The 15,564-nt window shown below is 62.3% G+C and carries 17 protein-coding genes; 1 reads left to right on the forward strand and 16 read right to left on the reverse strand.

Features of this window, described 5'->3' with window-relative positions:
• The 9 genes from ACZIRK_RS00405 to ACZIRK_RS00445 all read right to left on the reverse strand — a co-directional run bounded on the left by ACZIRK_RS00405 (window position 1) and on the right by ACZIRK_RS00445 (window position 7,753).
• Window positions 1–321, reverse strand: a complete 321-nt coding sequence (locus ACZIRK_RS00405) for an aromatic-ring-hydroxylating dioxygenase subunit beta (RefSeq protein ID WP_463326723.1) — start codon at window positions 319–321, stop codon at window positions 1–3.
• A gap of 204 nt (window positions 322–525) precedes the next feature.
• Window positions 526–1,782, reverse strand: coding sequence for an aromatic ring-hydroxylating oxygenase subunit alpha (locus ACZIRK_RS00410; RefSeq protein WP_130222449.1), 1,257 nt, complete (start codon window positions 1,780–1,782; stop codon window positions 526–528).
• 78 nt (window positions 1,783–1,860) lie between these two features.
• The gene (locus ACZIRK_RS00415) at window positions 1,861–2,052 is read right to left on the reverse strand and encodes a hypothetical protein (RefSeq protein WP_130222447.1); all 192 of its coding nucleotides are present in this window, start codon (window positions 2,050–2,052) and stop codon (window positions 1,861–1,863) included.
• Between the two features lie 174 nt (window positions 2,053–2,226).
• Entirely contained in the window at window positions 2,227–2,508 is a 282-nt protein-coding gene (locus ACZIRK_RS00420) for a hypothetical protein (protein WP_130222445.1), read from the reverse strand.
• Between the two features lie 5 nt (window positions 2,509–2,513).
• The gene (locus ACZIRK_RS00425) at window positions 2,514–4,088 is read right to left on the reverse strand and encodes a tripartite tricarboxylate transporter permease (protein ID WP_130222443.1); all 1,575 of its coding nucleotides are present in this window, start codon (window positions 4,086–4,088) and stop codon (window positions 2,514–2,516) included.
• Between the two features lie 12 nt (window positions 4,089–4,100).
• Window positions 4,101–4,583 carry a tripartite tricarboxylate transporter TctB family protein gene (locus tag ACZIRK_RS00430; protein ID WP_130222441.1) on the reverse strand — a complete coding sequence of 161 codons (483 nt, stop codon included), beginning with the start codon at window positions 4,581–4,583 and terminating at the stop codon, window positions 4,101–4,103.
• Window positions 4,584–4,641: 58 nt separating this feature from the next.
• The gene (locus tag ACZIRK_RS00435) at window positions 4,642–5,634 is read right to left on the reverse strand and encodes a Bug family tripartite tricarboxylate transporter substrate binding protein (protein WP_130222439.1); all 993 of its coding nucleotides are present in this window, start codon (window positions 5,632–5,634) and stop codon (window positions 4,642–4,644) included.
• Window positions 5,635–5,706: 72 nt separating this feature from the next.
• On the reverse strand, window positions 5,707–6,951 hold the full coding sequence (locus ACZIRK_RS00440) for a CaiB/BaiF CoA transferase family protein (RefSeq protein ID WP_130222437.1): 1,245 nt from the start codon (window positions 6,949–6,951) through the stop codon (window positions 5,707–5,709).
• Between the two features lie 10 nt (window positions 6,952–6,961).
• Window positions 6,962–7,753, reverse strand: coding sequence for an enoyl-CoA hydratase/isomerase family protein (locus ACZIRK_RS00445; RefSeq protein ID WP_463326724.1), 792 nt, complete (start codon window positions 7,751–7,753; stop codon window positions 6,962–6,964).
• Window positions 7,754–7,870: 117 nt separating this feature from the next.
• Here ACZIRK_RS00445 and ACZIRK_RS00450 point away from each other — a divergent pair, with 117 nt between their 5' ends.
• Window positions 7,871–8,548, forward strand: a complete 678-nt coding sequence (locus tag ACZIRK_RS00450; protein ID WP_028163133.1) for a GntR family transcriptional regulator — start codon at window positions 7,871–7,873, stop codon at window positions 8,546–8,548.
• 36 nt (window positions 8,549–8,584) lie between these two features.
• Here ACZIRK_RS00450 and ACZIRK_RS00455 read toward each other — a convergent pair whose 3' ends face one another.
• The 7 genes from ACZIRK_RS00455 to ACZIRK_RS00485 form a co-directional block, all read right to left on the reverse strand.
• Complete coding sequence (locus ACZIRK_RS00455; RefSeq protein WP_028163132.1) at window positions 8,585–9,244, reverse strand: GntR family transcriptional regulator; 660 nt, start codon at window positions 9,242–9,244, stop codon at window positions 8,585–8,587.
• Between the two features lie 208 nt (window positions 9,245–9,452).
• Window positions 9,453–10,973: an aldehyde dehydrogenase family protein gene (locus tag ACZIRK_RS00460; RefSeq protein ID WP_463326725.1), complete on the reverse strand. Its 1,521-nt coding sequence runs from the start codon at window positions 10,971–10,973 to the stop codon at window positions 9,453–9,455.
• A 69-nt stretch (window positions 10,974–11,042) separates the two neighbouring features.
• Window positions 11,043–12,068: a branched-chain amino acid ABC transporter permease gene (locus ACZIRK_RS00465; RefSeq protein WP_165435013.1), complete on the reverse strand. Its 1,026-nt coding sequence runs from the start codon at window positions 12,066–12,068 to the stop codon at window positions 11,043–11,045.
• 44 nt (window positions 12,069–12,112) lie between these two features.
• On the reverse strand, window positions 12,113–12,994 hold the full coding sequence (locus ACZIRK_RS00470; protein WP_130222431.1) for a branched-chain amino acid ABC transporter permease: 882 nt from the start codon (window positions 12,992–12,994) through the stop codon (window positions 12,113–12,115).
• A 61-nt stretch (window positions 12,995–13,055) separates the two neighbouring features.
• A complete protein-coding gene (locus tag ACZIRK_RS00475) occupies window positions 13,056–13,766 on the reverse strand; it encodes an ABC transporter ATP-binding protein (protein ID WP_028163129.1) in 711 nt (236 codons plus the stop codon).
• On the reverse strand, window positions 13,738–14,580 hold the full coding sequence (locus tag ACZIRK_RS00480; RefSeq protein WP_130222427.1) for an ABC transporter ATP-binding protein: 843 nt from the start codon (window positions 14,578–14,580) through the stop codon (window positions 13,738–13,740). Before ACZIRK_RS00480 ends, ACZIRK_RS00475 begins: the two co-directional genes overlap by 29 nt.
• 58 nt (window positions 14,581–14,638) lie before the next feature.
• Complete coding sequence (locus tag ACZIRK_RS00485; protein WP_165435012.1) at window positions 14,639–15,538, reverse strand: NAD(P)-dependent oxidoreductase; 900 nt, start codon at window positions 15,536–15,538, stop codon at window positions 14,639–14,641.
• Between the last annotated feature and the right edge of the window lie 26 nt (window positions 15,539–15,564).

Consider the following 15,564-nt stretch of genomic DNA (forward strand, 5'->3'; position numbering starts at 1 on the left):
TCAAATGAGAAAGGACAGGGTGAAGATCGGCTTGTGGTTGTTCACAAGACCGACCTTTTTCCGCACAAGCTTGAAACCACCATCTGTGATCCGCAGGCGATATTCATTGCGTGACGCCCAGAGGGTTTCGCCGCGCAGGTTATCCTCGAAGATGAACGCATTCGCCCTCACCTCGATCTCGTCACCGACCTGAGTGACGAGTTCGACATTCGAGATGATCCGCGCCAGCTCCGACCTCGGCGTCTGGGTATGGCGGCGCCCGGTCTTGAGCTGATCAATACGCACGCCAATACGCGAGCGGTTATCGTAGATGATCGACATCTGCCGCTCCGGATCGGTATCCGATCATTGGCCGGCACCCAGTATGTCGCATCGTCCGCCCATAACGCCTCCCACTCGTCATAGGCATGGGTGTCCTGAAGGCGGGCTTCGAGAAACAGAAACTGCTCGACGCGTCGCAGAAGATCCGTTTGTTCCGCTTCGAGATGCAACATTGCGGTGGCTGTAGACTGCGGCATACCAACCTCACGCCGTCATCAGTTCGGTATAGTGACGCCAGATGGCGCGTTGCGGCACCTCGTCGGTCGAATGACCGACGAGGTACCCGTTTTCGTCCCGGCGCTCGCGATGCAGGCCGCGTGTTAGCGTGACCCATTCAGGGTCATTGATCACTGCACCGCGATGATTGCGCTCATACATCTCGGTATCGTCGGCAAGCAGCAGCCCGGCCGGGCCGACCGAGCCCATGGTCTGCTGGCGCAAGCGCCGATTGAGCTCGGGCGCTCCCTTGAACTGTAGCGCGGTGACATGCTGGATTGTCTCGTCGACGGCGATCGGCTGCAGCACGAACAACTGGATTTCGGCGATGAACAGATTGGGGAAGATCATGATGTGCGGCGTCCCGTCGATCATGATCCTGCGCGCCCGCTCGGCGCCATAAGCCTGCTCCATCGCCTTCACGTATTGCGGAAAGCGCGTCTCGCTGGTGCCGAACCACTCGAGCGGCTTGCCGATCCGGCGCCACTCCGGCCGCAAGTCGAATTCGGTGTGGCCATTGCCGAAATCACGCGTGAGCGCGGTGGACTGCGGACCGTAGAGCTTGCCGATGCCACTGTCGGTAACCTGGAACACCGACCCGTGGACGAACGCCGGATGGTAGCCGTCCGTCTCGTTCTCGAGCATGAACTTCCAGTTCGCTTTGGTACGGTGCTGCAGGAAGCCTGCGGTCAGCTCGAGTTCGCCTTCGGGCGAGTTTTCCAACAGCTGGTCGATCGAGGCCGTCGCACCGCCGAGGTGTTCCTCCAGGGACGGCCCCTCGTTCGCGAAAGATCCGAAGACGAACCCCCGGTAGATGCCGACGCGCGGCACCCTGCCGAGCGAGAACCCCGACTTGTCTGCATCGCCGTAGCCGTCGGCATAGGCATAGCCGATCAGATCTCCCGTATTGGCGAATGTCCAGGAATGATAAGGGCACGTGAACGTGCCGCGGTTGCCTTGCCGGTAGGCGCAGAGCTGATTGCCGCGATGCGGACACTTGTTCAGAAGTAGACTGATCTTGCCATCGCGATCGTGAACCATCAGCACCGGAGTCGACCCGATGGATTTCGTCACATAGTCGTTTTTATTCGGGACCTCGCTGATGTGGCCGACATAGACCCACGTCCGATGCCAGATGCGCTCCAGTTCCTGCTCAAAGATCTGCGGGTCGTGATACACCACACTGCGAACCCGCGTCGGTTCAATCAGCGTGCGATAATCCGGGTTTGGCGACTGACCAGACATGACTCCTCCCTTTAATCTCCCGCGCGCTTTCTTAGATCGATCGTTCGGACTATTAATGGCACCTGCAAGAGCGCCGTGTCAAGCAGCTCCACCAAGCCGCCGAACATCGTGATGTCGCCGGCATAGCAAAATGCTAGCGCCGGGCCTGGCGTCGTCGACCACAAGCGGACCGATGCTGGTGATCGAACCCTGGTCCTCGGTGATGTTGCGTCCGGCGGAGACCAGCAGCAGTCCGGGGCCGGCGACCTCGAAATTGCCATGAGATGACATCGCGCCCCGCCGACACCAGCGAAACGTCGGTGAGATTGTTGTTCAGCATGAAGCCCGACACGTTGACGATATCCCTCCCCGCCTTTATCGAAATGGGTTTTGCTCGGTAGGACGAGACTGTGCCATCAAAGTTTGTAACGATGTCCCCCGCCGTCAGATTGAGAATGTCGCCATTCAGCGCGTAGAGACGAACCGGCACCGGATCGTCTGCATGCAACGGAATGGAATGGATTGACCAAGATCGAACGACGTACTTGGCTTGGTAATGAATGACGGGTTCAAGGGATCAAACGATGCTGATGGATCGGCTGCGCTCATGGTGACCACAGCACCGGCACCGTAGATCGAGCCGAATGCAAGCAACTCCAGCATCCCGCGCGAAGCAGGTGCGAGATCGGCGCGGCCATTGAGATAGATGCTGCCCCTGTCCGCGATTGCGAACAGCGACGGAGGCATCGGCATTATCGCGGTGTTTGCGCCGCCGAGGTTGCTGTTGGTCGAGACCTGCTATCTTCGGGACCTGGCGCAATGGACTTGCGCTCACCCGGTTTGCGCCGGACGTGCGCGATCTGCAGCGCGAGCGGAAGCAGCACCAGCGCCAGCCCGGCCAAGACAAGGCTCGTCACGAGAGGGTTGGCAAAGAACACCCCGAGCGATCCCTTGGACATCAGCATCGACTGCCGGAAGGCATCCTCGGCCTTGTCGCCGATAACGATCGCGAGCACGAGCGGAGCGAGCGGATAGAACAGCTTCTTGAAGAGATAGCCGACGACGCCGAAGCCGAGCATCATGACGACATCGAGATAGGAGTTCGACACCGAATAGGCGCCGACGACACAGATGATCACGATCAGGGGCGCAATGATGACGAACGGAATCCGCATCAAGGCCGCAAATATCGGAACGGTGAGCAGCACGAGCGCGACGGCGACAATGTTGCCCACATACATCGAGGCGATCAGGCCCCAGACGAAATCCTTCTGGTCGACGAACAGCATCGGCCCGGGATTGAGGCCCCAGATCATCAAGCCGCCCATCATCACCGCGGCGGTCGCCGAGCCGGGAATGCCGAGCGACAGCATGGGCAGAAGCGCGCTGGTGCCGGCCGCGTGATCGGCGGTCTCCGGGGAGATGATCCCCTCAACTTCGCCCGTGCCGAAATGGCGGCCGCGCCGCGAGAAGCGTCGGGCGATGCCGTAGCTCATGAAGGACGCCGCGGTCGGGCCGCCCGGCGTGATCCCCATCCAGCATCCGATAGCCGCGCTGCGCAGCAGAGCGATGCCATGCCGCGGCAGGCGGACGACCGCGCGGAAGACTTCTTTCCAGTCGATCCTTGAGGAGACCCCGCGTGCGTGAAACTCCTCTTCGACGGCAACCAGCAGCTCGCCGATGCCGAATAATCCCATCACCGCCACGACGAAGCTCACGCCTTTCACGAGCTCGTCGATCCCCATTGTCAGGCGTACGCTGCCGGAGACGGTATCGATGCCGATCGCAGCAATCGCAAAACCAATCGCGAGAGCGACCACCGTCTTGATCGGCGCCGCGCCGCCCATGCCAACGAAACTGGCAAAGGCGAGGAAATAGACGGCGAAGTACTCCGGCGGCCCGAAGGCGAGCGCAACCTGCGCCACCCACGATGCGAGGAAGGTGATCAGAATGACCCCGACCAGGGCGCCGAACGCGGCAGAACCGAACGCGGTGGCAAGCGCCGTCGTCGGCCTGCCGTCGCGCGCCATCGGATAGCCGTCGAAAGTGGTGGCGACCGACGACGGCTCTCCGGGAATGTTGAACAGGATCGAGGTGACGGAGCCGCCGAAGAGCGCGCCCCAATACATGCTCGAAAGCAGGATGATGGCCGAGACCGGCTGCATCCCGAAGGTCAGCGGCAACAGCAACGACACGCCGTTCGGCGCGCCCAGGCCCGGCAACACGCCGACGAGAATGCCGAGCAGGACGCCGATCACCATCAGCACCAGATGCGGCACGGTGACTGCGATCGTGAAGCCGTGCAGGAGCTCCTGGAGATTTTCCATTCGCTCTCCTCCTCAGAGCCCGAACGCAGCGGCGAGCGCGCCGTGCGGCAGCGTCACCTGGAACATTCGCTCGAACACCACATACAGCGCGAGCGGCGTGGCCAATGCCATTGCCAGCGAGCGAAGCAGCGATTGATGCCTCGGCAGCGCCAGCACAGCGAAGACGTAGCCGGCTGAGCCCACATACATGCCGACGATCGGGATCAGCGCCACAAAGAGAGCGGCAGGCACGAACAGCCCTGCGAGGCGGCGCAGCTCGATTGCTGTGATGGCCACGGGAACGCTTGCCAGCGTGCCGCCCGGCAGGACACCGCGGGCGAGATTGTAGAGGCTGCCAGCAACGATGATCACACCGGTCAGCAACGGAAAGGTGCCGGCATCGACCCCGGCGGCCGACCAGCCGATGCCATTGTCGAAGCTGGACACGACCACGGCGACACCGAAGCTGCCGGTGAGAATGGCGGTTGCAATTTCGAGAGCACGGCGTGAGATCATCGACTGCTCCAGCCCGGCGCTAAGCCCCGGATAGTTTCGCTCGACGTGGCCGACCGGCTCACTTGACGAGCCACCCCTGCTCGGCCGCGACCTGCTTGATATGCTCGAGGTCCTGCTTGATGTAGCTGTCGAACTCGGCTCCGGTCAGGAAGGCATCGACCTGCGAGGTTTTCTCGATGTAGTCCTTCCATTCCGGTGTCGCCCGCACCTTCTTCATGAGTTCGACATAGAAGGCAGCCTGCTCCGGCGTGACTTTGCCGGGCAGCCAGACGGTACGGGGCTGCTCATATTGCGGGATGTCGAGTCCCTGTTCGACGCAGCTCGGCACGTCGCTCCAGCCTTCGGTCGCGGTGACCTTGGGCCCCTGCGGCAATCGCTTTGGACTGAAGACACAGAGCGGGCGCTGCGTTCCGCCGCGCCACTGCCCCAGGCTTTCAGAGGGGTTGTTGACGTGAGAGTCGATATGACCACCCGCGAGCTGCACAGCGGCCTCGGCGCCGCTCTTGAACGGAATGTAGGTCAACTTGATGTGCCCGACTTTTTCGATCATGCGGGTCAGCACCTCGTCGGTATCCTTCGACTGCGCTCCGCCCATCTTGAATTCATTCGCGGCCCCCGCCTTCAGATAGTCGCTGACCGTCTTGTACGGCGCGTCCTGCTTGACCCAGAGCAGGAACTCATCCTGCGCCATCCCGGCGATCGGAGTGAGATCGGTGTAGTTGAAGGCGACCTTGGACACGAGCGGCTGCTGCCACGCGTTCGACGTGCCGAAGATCACCTTGTGGGGATCTCCGGCCGAAGCCTTGCCGTACACATAACCTTCCGCACCGCTGCCGCCGCCCTTGTTGACGACCACGATCGGCTGGTCGGTCAGCTTGTACTTGGTGATGATGTTCTGGACCGCACGCGCCAGATTGTCGGTGCCGCCGCCCGGCCCTGCGGTCGCGACGAACTCGATCGGCTTCTGCGGCTGCCAGGCGGCGCCCGCCGGAATCGTGCCGGCGAGCAGGATTGCGGCGGCAGGCAGCAGAAATCTCGACGTGACGTCCATGGTTTCCTCCGGCTGATTTTTTGCCTGTTTTGTTTGTCGTATCGGCCTGTCGCGACGTTGCGCGACCGGCTTTTATCGACCACCTGCTGCCGAGACGATTGCGCCTTCTTTCTCGAGCGCTTTGATCTGACTGTCATCGAACCCATACTCGGACAGCACCTCGCGCGTATGCTCACCATAGACCGGCGCGCCCGAACGCACTTTTCCCGGTGTCACGGAGAACTTGACCGGGAGCCCAATCGTCTTCACCGGTCCGAGTGTCGAATGCTCGACCTCGACGACCATCTCGCGTGCAAGCGTCTGCGGATCGTTCAGCGCTTCCAGCATGTCGTGTACAGGACCGCATGGCACGCCCTTCTCTTCCAAGAGCGTAAGCCAGTGCGCCCGTGTCCCCGTGCGGAAGCGCTCGCTCAAGACCGCTTCGAGCTCCTTCAGATGCGCCATGCGATCGGCACCGGTCACGAAGCGCGGATCGGATGCAAGCTCGGCTGCGCCCAGCGCCTCCAGCATCAACAGCCAATTCTTGTTATTGGCGCCCCCGACAACAAGCCAGCCGTCCGAAGCCTCGAATGCCTGGTATGGCGCGTTGAGCGGATGCGCCGAGCCCATCGCGCGCGGTGCCGTGTTGGTGGCGAGCGCGATGGTCGATTGCCAGTAGGTCTGCACCAGCGCCGCCTCATACAGCGAGGTCTCGACCCACTGCCCTGCACCGGTCTTCAGCCGATGCGCGTACGCAGCCAGAATTCCCATGCAGGCCAAGAGGCCGGCGGTAATGTCCGATAGGGGTGGACCACACTTCACAGGCGGGCCGTCTGGCCGCTCGCCGGTGAAGCTCATGATCCCGCTCATGGCCTGGGCGACCAGATCGAAGCCGCGGCGATGCTTGTAGGGTCCGGTGCGGCCGAAGCCCGAGAGCGAGCAATAGATCAGCGCCGGGAATTCCTCGTGCAACGCCTGATAGCCGAAGCCCAGCCGCTCCATGGCACCCGGCGCGAAATTCTCGACCAGCACGTCGGCACGTGCGATCAGCCGCCGCAGCACCTCCTTCCCGCCGGCGGTTTTCAGGTCCAGCACCACGCCGCGCTTGTTGCGGTTCATCATCAGGAAAGAGGCCGCCTCGTCGCCAATCTTCGGCGGCACCGAATAGCGGGTGTCATCGCCATTCGGCCACTTCTCGATCTTGATGACATCGGCGCCCATGTCGGCGAGCATCAGCGTGCAGGTCGGTCCCGCCATGACATGGGTGAGGTCGACGACCTTGAGGCCGGCGAGCGGTCCTTGCGGACGGGCAGCGGGCTGCGATTGGTTGCCTTGCATCGTCATATCCCTATCGCCCGCGCCATTGCGGTGCACGCTTGTTGAGAAACGCGTCCAGCCCCTCGCGAAAATCCTCGCTCGCGTAACACATGACGATGAGGTCCTCGCCCTCCTCGCGCGTCAGCCGCTTCTGCAAGCGTGCAACCGCCTGCTTTGTCGCGTTGAGCGTCAGCGGTGCGTGGCCGGCAAGGAGCCGGGCGACCTCGTCGGCGCGCCCGTCGAGCGCCGCGAGATCATCGACCACCTCCGTGAGCAGGCCGATCGCCGCGGCCTCGGCGGCTTCGACCAGCCGCGCCGTGAAGATCAGATCCTTGACGCGCGCCGGTCCAACGAGAGCGGCGAGCCGGCTGACATTCGACATCGACAAGCAGTTGCCGAGCGTTCGGGCAATGGGAAAGCCGATCCGTGCGCTTCTGGTGCCGATGCGCAGATCGCAGGCCGCGGCGATGCCGGCACCGCCGCCGGTGCAGAAGCCGTTGATCGCGGCGATCGTCGGCACGCGGCACTGCTCGAGCGTGGTGAGCACGCGGTCGATGCGGTTCTCGTAATCGACTGCATCCTGCGGTGTCGTGAAGGCACGGAACTGGTTGATGTCCGTTCCCGACGCGAAGGCCTTGTCGCCAGCGCCGCGAAGCACCAGCACCTTGATTGCCTGATTGCTGTTCGCCTGCTCGCAGATTTCGGCGAGCCGCTCGTACATTTCGAAAGTGAAGGCGTTTCTGGCCTGAGGGCGATTGAACGTGACCCGTCCAATGCCGCTCGCGACCTCGAAAACGAGATCTTCCGCCACGTCCTGATCCATTTCCTCTACCCAGTCGTTTTCCTAACTTTGAATGCAAAATAGGGAATTATCAAGCTGGAACTTGGGCGATTAGGTCGATATTCTTCATTTTTGAATTCAAATCGGAGGCTCGACGAAATGCTGCATGAGGAGGTCGTTAGCCGCATTCGCGCGATCCTGCTCGACGGCGAAATTCCGCCTGGCGCCCGAATCCCCGAGCGCGATCTATGCGAACGGCTGCAGATCTCGCGCACACCGCTGCGCGAAGCCCTCAAAGTGCTGGCGGCCGAAGGCCTTGTGCAGTTGCTGCCAAACCGCGGCTCCCGCGCAGCCAGGCTTACTGACAAGGACATGCGTGACCTGTTCGAGGTCTGCCAGGGGCTCGAAGCCCTGGCCGGCGAGCTTGCATGTGAGCGCGTCACTGAGGAAGAAATCGGTGAGATCGCCGCTGCGCATGCCGCGATGGCACATCACTATCGTAACGGCGATCTGATTCAGTACTACCGCTGCAACCGAGCCATCCACGAGGCGATCGTGGCGGCGGCCGGCAATCCCGTGCTCGTCGGTCTGTACAATTCGGTCACCGCGCGTATTCGGCGCGCGCGCTATGTCACGCCGATGACGTCGGACCGTTGGGCGTTAGCGCTTCATGAGCACGAAGCGATCCTCAACGCGCTGCAGCGTCGCGACGGCGTCGGCCTCTCCCACATCTTGCGCACCCATCTCCGTCACAAGCGCGAGGAGGTTCTGCAGGCGGGGTTCGCCGAGACGGAAAGCGGCGATCCCACCATGCCGCCGGATCGAGCCCGGGTCTGAAATCGGCCAGCCTGCTCTCAGCAGGCGGCCAGTGGCTCATCCTAGCAGAGCCTTCGGAAGCTTATGCATGATTTCCATCACGCCAGGCGCTCCCTCGCCGGGCGTCAGGTGCGCCGTAGCCGCCTTGGCGGCGGCGGATGGATCCTGTTCGAGAATGGCTTGGAGGATGAGGCCATGATATTGATAAGCTTTACTGATGTAGCCCATCGCATCGAACGAATGATTGCGATAGGCGCTGGTTCGCGTACGCATGCGCAGGATCTCCTGGCGGAGATACGGATTGCGGGAGCCCGCATACAGCACCTCATGAAACGCCATGTTGGCCTGCTGCCAGCCGAGCGCGTCGTTACGTTCGACAACGCTGCGGGACGCCTTATGGGCGTCAGCCAAGGCCTCGCGCTCCTTGCTGGTCATGCGTTCGCAGGCGTAGCGGGCCGATAGCCCTTCGAGCTCCGCCAGCAACTCCCACACCGACAGGAGCTGTGCGAAATCCATCTTCGACACGATGGCGCCGCCGCGGGAGATGCTGGACACCAGCCCCTCGGCCTTGAGGCGCAGAATGGCCTCGCGCACCGGCGTACGCGACACGCCGAATTGGATCATCAGGTTTTCTTCGTCGACCGGATCCCCAGGCAGCAACTCGCGCTGGCTGATCTGCCTTTCGACAACACTGTAAATGCGGTCGCTCACCTTCATTTCGGTCACTACATGGGTCCTTGGCAACTTCGGAAGGCGATCGTCCGGGCCATGGTCGACACGTTTAGGTCCCCGACGCAAAAGGAAATAGCTTCAGTTCGAATAGCGATCGCGCTTCAGTCTGCCTCCATGCATGATCTCCACGCAAAGCGCGTTCCGTCATTGACGGGAAACCGGTACCCGGTTTCCCCCAATCCACGCAAGCCGATCAGAGCGTCAAGTTGACCGTTACGGTCTTCAACCGCGAAAAGCCCTCGAGCATCGAACCCAGCGACATCTCCTTGCCGAGCCCGCTCTGCTTGAAGCCGCCATAGGGCTGGCCCATGATCTGGCCCTTGCCCTGGTTGACCTGGACCCAGCCGGAATCGATCTCATGGGCCATCCGGATGGCGCGCGACGTGTTGCGCGAGAATACATAGCCGGCCAAGCCGTAGTGGCTGTCATTGGCCATCTTCAGCACCTCGGCCTCGTCGGTCCAGGGGATCGCCACCAGCACCGGGCCGAAGATTTCCTCCCGAGCAAGACGCCAGTTGTTCGACGTGCTGGCGAACAGCGTCGGTATGGTGAAATAGCCGGCGCTCAACGGGCCCTCCTTCGGCGGCAGGCCGCCGGCGATCAGCTTGACGTCCTTGTTCTTGATGCCGTCTTCAATGTAACCGCAGACCCGACCATATTGCTTGTTGTTGATCAGGCTCCCCATGTCGGTGGCTTCGTCGAGAGGATTACCGATCTTGTAGCTGTTCATCAGCGCGACCAGCTTGTCGAGAAACTTGTCGTAGATCGACCGGTGCAAGAACAGGCGCGATCCGGCGGTGCATGACTGGCTTTGCCGCGTGAAGCGCATCGCGGATGCGACGCCCTGAACCACCCAATCCTCGTCGGCATCTTCGCAGACGATAGCTGGGCTTTTGCCGCCAAGCTCGAGCGACACCGGCACGATGCGGTCCGCCGCGCCAGCCAGGATGCTGCGGCCGACCGCAGTTGAGCCGGTGAACGACAGCTTGCTGATGCGCGGATGAGTGGCGAGCGCTGCGCCGCATTCTGGACCAAGGCCGGTCACGATATTCAACACGCCGGGCGGCAGATGCCGGTTGCAGATCTCGGCGATGAACAAGGCGGCGAATGGCGCGTCTTCGGCCAGCTTGAGCACCAGCGTGTTGCCGGCGCACACGGCCGGTGCGATCTTGATCGACGACAATGTCGCCGGCGCGTTCCAGGGCACGATGGCGCCAACGACGCCGAGCGGCTCACGCCTCGTGTAGCTCAAGATGTCATCGCCCAGCGGCAGCGTATCGCCCTTCAGTTCGCTTGCCAGACCGCCAAAGTAGCGGAAGACCTCCACGCAGGTCAGCGCCTCCGGACGCGCCTGAGTACGCAGAGCATTGCCGGTTTCGTGGGCGATGATGCGGGCCAATTCTTCAACGCGGGCTTCAAGCTCGTCGGCGACCTTGAGCAGCGCCTTGCCGCGCAGGGACGGCGTCACCTTCTTCCAGCTCACGAAGGCCTTTTCCGCAGCGATCACCGCGCGTTCGACGTCCTGCGCTGACGCGCGCGGGGTATGGGCAATCGTCGTCTTGGTGGCGGGGCATTCGACCGCCAGCGTGCGACCATCGACGCTGCCGACCCATTCGCCATTCAACAGTTGAAGCGTCGGTCCAAGGCGCATGGAGCTGTCCGCCTCGCTCACGGATTCCTTCAGCCCTCCATCGATTTGAACTTGTACAGTCATGGTCTTTCCTTCCATCGTTGTAGCAGCCACCGGCCGAGCCGCATCTTTCATGAGTAGCCGGCGGAGCGATCAGGTGGCACGTACGCCCCGATCGGCAGCGGCTTTCACAGCCGTTTTCTCGGCGCTTTTCGCAGCAGCTCTATCGGCAACTTTCCTGGCCTCGCGCCGACTGCTGGTAATCTTCATGAGCGAGCCGACGATCCCGTTCGGCATCAGAGTCATGCACGCAATCAGGATACCACCATAGACCGCACCGGAGAACGCCTGGCCGAGATCCGAGGCGTAGGACGGCACGAACTGCAGGAACAGGCCGGCGACCAAAGCTCCCCAGATCGTTCCGAGCCCGCCCACGACGATGGCCGCCAGGAAGCTGATCGACAGCATCAGCGTGAACGAGTCCGGGCCAATGAAACCGATCGTAAAGGTCGCGAGTGCACCACCGACGCCGGCCAGCATCGAACCAACCCCGAACACGATCACCTTGAGCCTGTTGACATCGACGCCCATCGATGACGCGGCCAGTTCGCCTTCGCGGATGCCGGCCAGCGCCCGGCCATTACTGCCGCCGACGAAGTTCCTGACCAGCCAGAAGACAACGACGGTAAACGCCAGCACCATGTAATAGATCCATGCATCCTGGCCCAGGGTGAACCATGCCGGCGGCACCGGCTTGTCGACCATCAGGCCGGCCGCGCCGCCGGTATAGGCCTTGAACTGCTTGACCAGTGGGATGACGGATACGGCGAGGATCAGCGTGATCAAGGCCAGATAGAGCCCCCGCAACCGTTTGGCCGGATAACCCGCCAGCACGCCAGCGATGAATGTGACAATCGCCGCAATCAGAACCCCCAGGACATCGTTGACGCCCAGATACACGACGCTAAGCACGGCGGCATACGACCCCAAAGCAAAGAAGGCATTGTGGCCGAGCGAGACCTGCCCGACATAGCCAGTGATCAGGTTGAGGCCCAGCGCCGCCACGGCATAGGTCATCACGCCGGTCAGTTGGAATGTCTGATATTCAGGAATCACAAGCGGCATGCCGAGGAGGATCACCGCCAGTACGAAGCCGATACCGATCTTGGTGACGGCCACATCGCCGTGCCGAACCGATTGCATGGCAGGAATTCCGATGCTGCTCATACGCGCACCACCACGGTGCTGCCGAACAGACCTTCAGGCTTGATGATCAGCACAGCGACGATCAGCATCAGCGGCAGCAGGATCTGCAGATCGGAACCGAGCCAGGGAAGATAAGCCATCGATAGGGCTTGCGAGATGCCGACGATGGCACCGCCAACAACCGCGCCGCGATAGCTCGTCAATCCGCCGACCACGGCCGCAGCGAAGGCGTAGATGATGATGGCGCCCATCATGTTGGGATCGAGCGTCAGCTTCGGACCGACCAACAGGCCAGACACCGCCCCGAGCCCGGCCGCCAGTCCCCATCCGATCGCCATCATCGCCGTGAAGGGAACGCCGACCAGCATCGCGGATGTGGCATTGGAGGCCGAGGCGCGGAGTGCGGTGCCGAGCCGCGTATGCTGCAACAGCAGGAACATGCCGCTCGAGATCGCAATCAGAATTACGATCGTGCCGACCAGTTCGGCATTGAACCTGAGCGCGCCGATGGCGACGCTCTTCTCGGGGAACGGGCTCGGCAATGAGAGCTGCAGAAATCCCCAGATCGCGCCGTTGAAACTATTGAAGGCCAGGAACAGGCCGAGCGTGACGATGACGATCGTCAATTCATCCCGGTGCTGAACCGACCGGACCAGCAGCAGATAGGCCAGCACGCCAACGATCATCGATACAACGATGGCAATGAGAAACGACCACCACAACGGCACGCCCCAATCGACCATCTGCCAGGCTATGTAGGCGGAGAATGTCGCCATCTCGCCTTGGGCGAAATTGGCGATGTTCGTCGTTCGATAGATCAGCACCAGGGCAAGGCCCAGCGACGCGTAGATCGCGCCATCCCCGATGCCGTTGACGATCTGCTGAAAGAAGTACTGCATCGTCAGCTTCTCTATTCAGTTATTGGAGTAGCCTGCATGAGCAAAGACCGGTCGCGGATATTCAGTTACCAAGATAGGCAGCGCGGACGCCGTCGTTCTCGGACACATCTCGGGCCGTGCCCGACAGCACCATCGAGCCGGTCTCAAGCACGTAGGCGTCATTGGCAATCTCCAAAGCCAGATTGGCGTTCTGCTCGACGATCAGCATCGCGATGCCCTGCGATCGGTTGACGCGTTGCAACGCCTCGTAGAGGTCATCGATGATGACCGGCGCGAGCCCGAGCGACGGCTCGTCGAGCAGCATTACCCGCGGCTTGAGCATCAGCGCCCGGCCGACGGCCAGCATCTGCTGTTCGCCGCCGCTGAGGCTACCCGCCTTCTGCTTGCGGCGCTCGCGCAAGCGAGGAAACAGCGCGTACATCTGCTCGATATCCGCTGCGATCTCAGCCTTGTCGCGGCGACGGAAGGCGCCGACCGCCAGATTGTCCTCGACGGTCAGGTCGCTGAAGGTGCCGCGTCCCTGCACGCCGTGGGCGATGCCCAGGCGCGCGATCCGGTCGGGGCCCAGTCCCTTCAGGTCCTTGCCGTCCAGCAGGATCTGTCCCGTATATTTGACCATACCGCTGACGGCGCGCAGCGTCGTCGTCTTGCCTGCACCGTTGGCGCCGAGCAGCACGGCGATGCTCTTTTCGCCGACCGCGAGCGAAACGTCGTGCAGCACCGGGATGCGCCCGTAGCCGGCGCTAACGCCCTTGATTTCGAGAACGTTCACGCTGTTTCCCCAAATAGGCCTGGATGACGCGAGGGTCCGACTTCACGTCGGCCGGTTTGCCTTCGGCGATCTTGTTGCCGAAGTCCAACACGACGATGTCGTCCGAGACATTCATCACCATGCCCATGTGATGCTCGACCAACAGCAAAGTCATGCCGAATTCGTCACGCACCCGGACCAGGGTCCGCGCGAGTTCATCGACCTCCGAATGCGACAGCCCACCAGCCGGCTCGTCCAGCATCAGGAGCGAGGGACGAGACGCCAGCGCGCGGGCAAGCTCGACCCGCTTGAGCGTCGGATAAGGCAGGCTGTCGATGCGTTCATCGTGCAGGTGATCGAGTTGCAGGCGCGCCAGCAACTCCATCGCCGCGCGGCGCTGGGCGGCTTCTTCGGACCGCCGCGACACCGGCACGAACGGCGCGCGGAACAGCGAGGTGCGACCGTGGTGATAGCCTCCGAGCATCACATTCTGCAGGACCGTCAGCGATTTCATCAGCGCCAGGTTCTGGAACGTACGAGCAATGCCGAGTTTCGCGATGTCCTTCGACCGATAGTGTGTGATGTCAGTTCCGTCGAAGGTGATCCTGCCTTCCGTCGGATTGTAGAGGCGGCTGACACAATTGAACAAACTGGTCTTGCCGGCGCCATTGGGGCCGATCAGGCCGCAGATGACGTCCCGCCTGACCTGGAACGATAGTGCATTGATCGCAACGAGGCCGCCGAACCTGAGCGACAGATTGTCCACCGCCAGCTTCGGCGGCGCCGTGGAAGCCGGCGCCGTCCGCGGGGAGAGATGAGCCGTTGAGCCGTTCATGCGATCTTCGTCCCCACGGTGAGGGCTAAGGGAAGCTGCTTCTCCAATCTCCCCGGCGTTACAGGCCGAGGGCCGCTTCAGCCTGCTTGGCGACGACCGTCATGTCCGAGCCGGGCGCCGCGCTTGCCAGCGCCTTGGCCCAGATCGCGGCCGTCGTGCGCGAGAGCTGGGCATCGGATCCCATCGCGTCGAACAGCGACATTGCCACGCGGACATCCTTCTCCATCAACGCGAGCGCGAAGCCGAACTGGAAAGTGCGGTCGATGACCGCCTTCTGCCAGACATGGGTGGTCTGGAAGCTCTGGCCGGACGACGCATCGATCACTTTGAGCATCGTCGCTGGATCAAGACCGAACTTGGCGCCGACCGCGAAGACTTCGCTGGTGGCGGCAAAGGCCGTGGCGGCGAGCAGGTTGTTCAGTGCCTTGACCGCGTGGCCCGACCCGACCTTGCCGACCAGGAAGACCTTGGCGCCCATCTTCTGCAGCACCGGCAGCGCCCGATCGAAATCAACCTGCGTACCGCCGACCATGATCGCCAGGCTTGCGGCCTCCGCGCCTTTGACACCACCGGAGACCGGCGCGTCGATGAAGCGGATTCCCTTTTTGGCAGCGATCTCCGCGTTCGCGACCGAATTGGTCGGCGCGGACGAGCTCATGTCGATCACCATGGCGCCGGCGGGCAGATAATCGAGCAGTCCCCTGCCGCCATCGGCGCCATGCAGCACCTGATCGACGATCGCGCTTGTCGGCAGCATCAGGATCACCGCATCAGCCGAGCTCATGCCGCTCACACCGTCGACGATCCGGCCACCGCTTGCCCTAGCGGCCTCAGCCGCACGGGCCGCATCGGTATCGTAGACGAGAATGTCGGCGATCCCCTTCAGATGCTTCACCATCTGACTGCCCATGGCGCCCAGCCCGATGAATCCGATGGTCTTGAATGTGTTGTTGGTCATGGACGTTGTCTCCTCGTTACGACGTG

Source organism: Bradyrhizobium sp. Leo114 (assembly GCF_055229415.2).

Excerpts from the sequence above, each read along its gene's own strand:
- ACZIRK_RS00405 (WP_463326723.1), bottom strand. The coding sequence starts at position 321 with ATGTCGATCATCTACGATAACCGCTCGCGTATTGGCGTGCGTATTGAT.
- ACZIRK_RS00410 (WP_130222449.1), bottom strand. The coding sequence starts at position 1,782 with ATGTCTGGTCAGTCGCCAAACCCGGATTATCGCACGCTGATTGAACCG.
- ACZIRK_RS00415 (WP_130222447.1), bottom strand. The coding sequence starts at position 2,052 with ATGTCATCTCATGGCAATTTCGAGGTCGCCGGCCCCGGACTGCTGCTG.
- ACZIRK_RS00420 (WP_130222445.1), bottom strand. The coding sequence starts at position 2,508 with ATGCCTCCGTCGCTGTTCGCAATCGCGGACAGGGGCAGCATCTATCTC.
- ACZIRK_RS00425 (WP_130222443.1), bottom strand. The coding sequence starts at position 4,088 with ATGGAAAATCTCCAGGAGCTCCTGCACGGCTTCACGATCGCAGTCACC.
- ACZIRK_RS00430 (WP_130222441.1), bottom strand. The coding sequence starts at position 4,583 with ATGATCTCACGCCGTGCTCTCGAAATTGCAACCGCCATTCTCACCGGC.
- ACZIRK_RS00435 (WP_130222439.1), bottom strand. The coding sequence starts at position 5,634 with ATGGACGTCACGTCGAGATTTCTGCTGCCTGCCGCCGCAATCCTGCTC.
- ACZIRK_RS00440 (WP_130222437.1), bottom strand. The coding sequence starts at position 6,951 with ATGCAAGGCAACCAATCGCAGCCCGCTGCCCGTCCGCAAGGACCGCTC.
- ACZIRK_RS00445 (WP_463326724.1), bottom strand. The coding sequence starts at position 7,753 with ATGGATCAGGACGTGGCGGAAGATCTCGTTTTCGAGGTCGCGAGCGGC.
- ACZIRK_RS00450 (WP_028163133.1), top strand. The coding sequence starts at position 7,871 with ATGCTGCATGAGGAGGTCGTTAGCCGCATTCGCGCGATCCTGCTCGAC.
- ACZIRK_RS00455 (WP_028163132.1), bottom strand. The coding sequence starts at position 9,244 with ATGAAGGTGAGCGACCGCATTTACAGTGTTGTCGAAAGGCAGATCAGC.
- ACZIRK_RS00460 (WP_463326725.1), bottom strand. The coding sequence starts at position 10,973 with ATGACTGTACAAGTTCAAATCGATGGAGGGCTGAAGGAATCCGTGAGC.
- ACZIRK_RS00470 (WP_130222431.1), bottom strand. The coding sequence starts at position 12,994 with ATGCAGTACTTCTTTCAGCAGATCGTCAACGGCATCGGGGATGGCGCG.
- ACZIRK_RS00480 (WP_130222427.1), bottom strand. The coding sequence starts at position 14,580 with ATGAACGGCTCAACGGCTCATCTCTCCCCGCGGACGGCGCCGGCTTCC.
- ACZIRK_RS00485 (WP_165435012.1), bottom strand. The coding sequence starts at position 15,538 with ATGACCAACAACACATTCAAGACCATCGGATTCATCGGGCTGGGCGCC.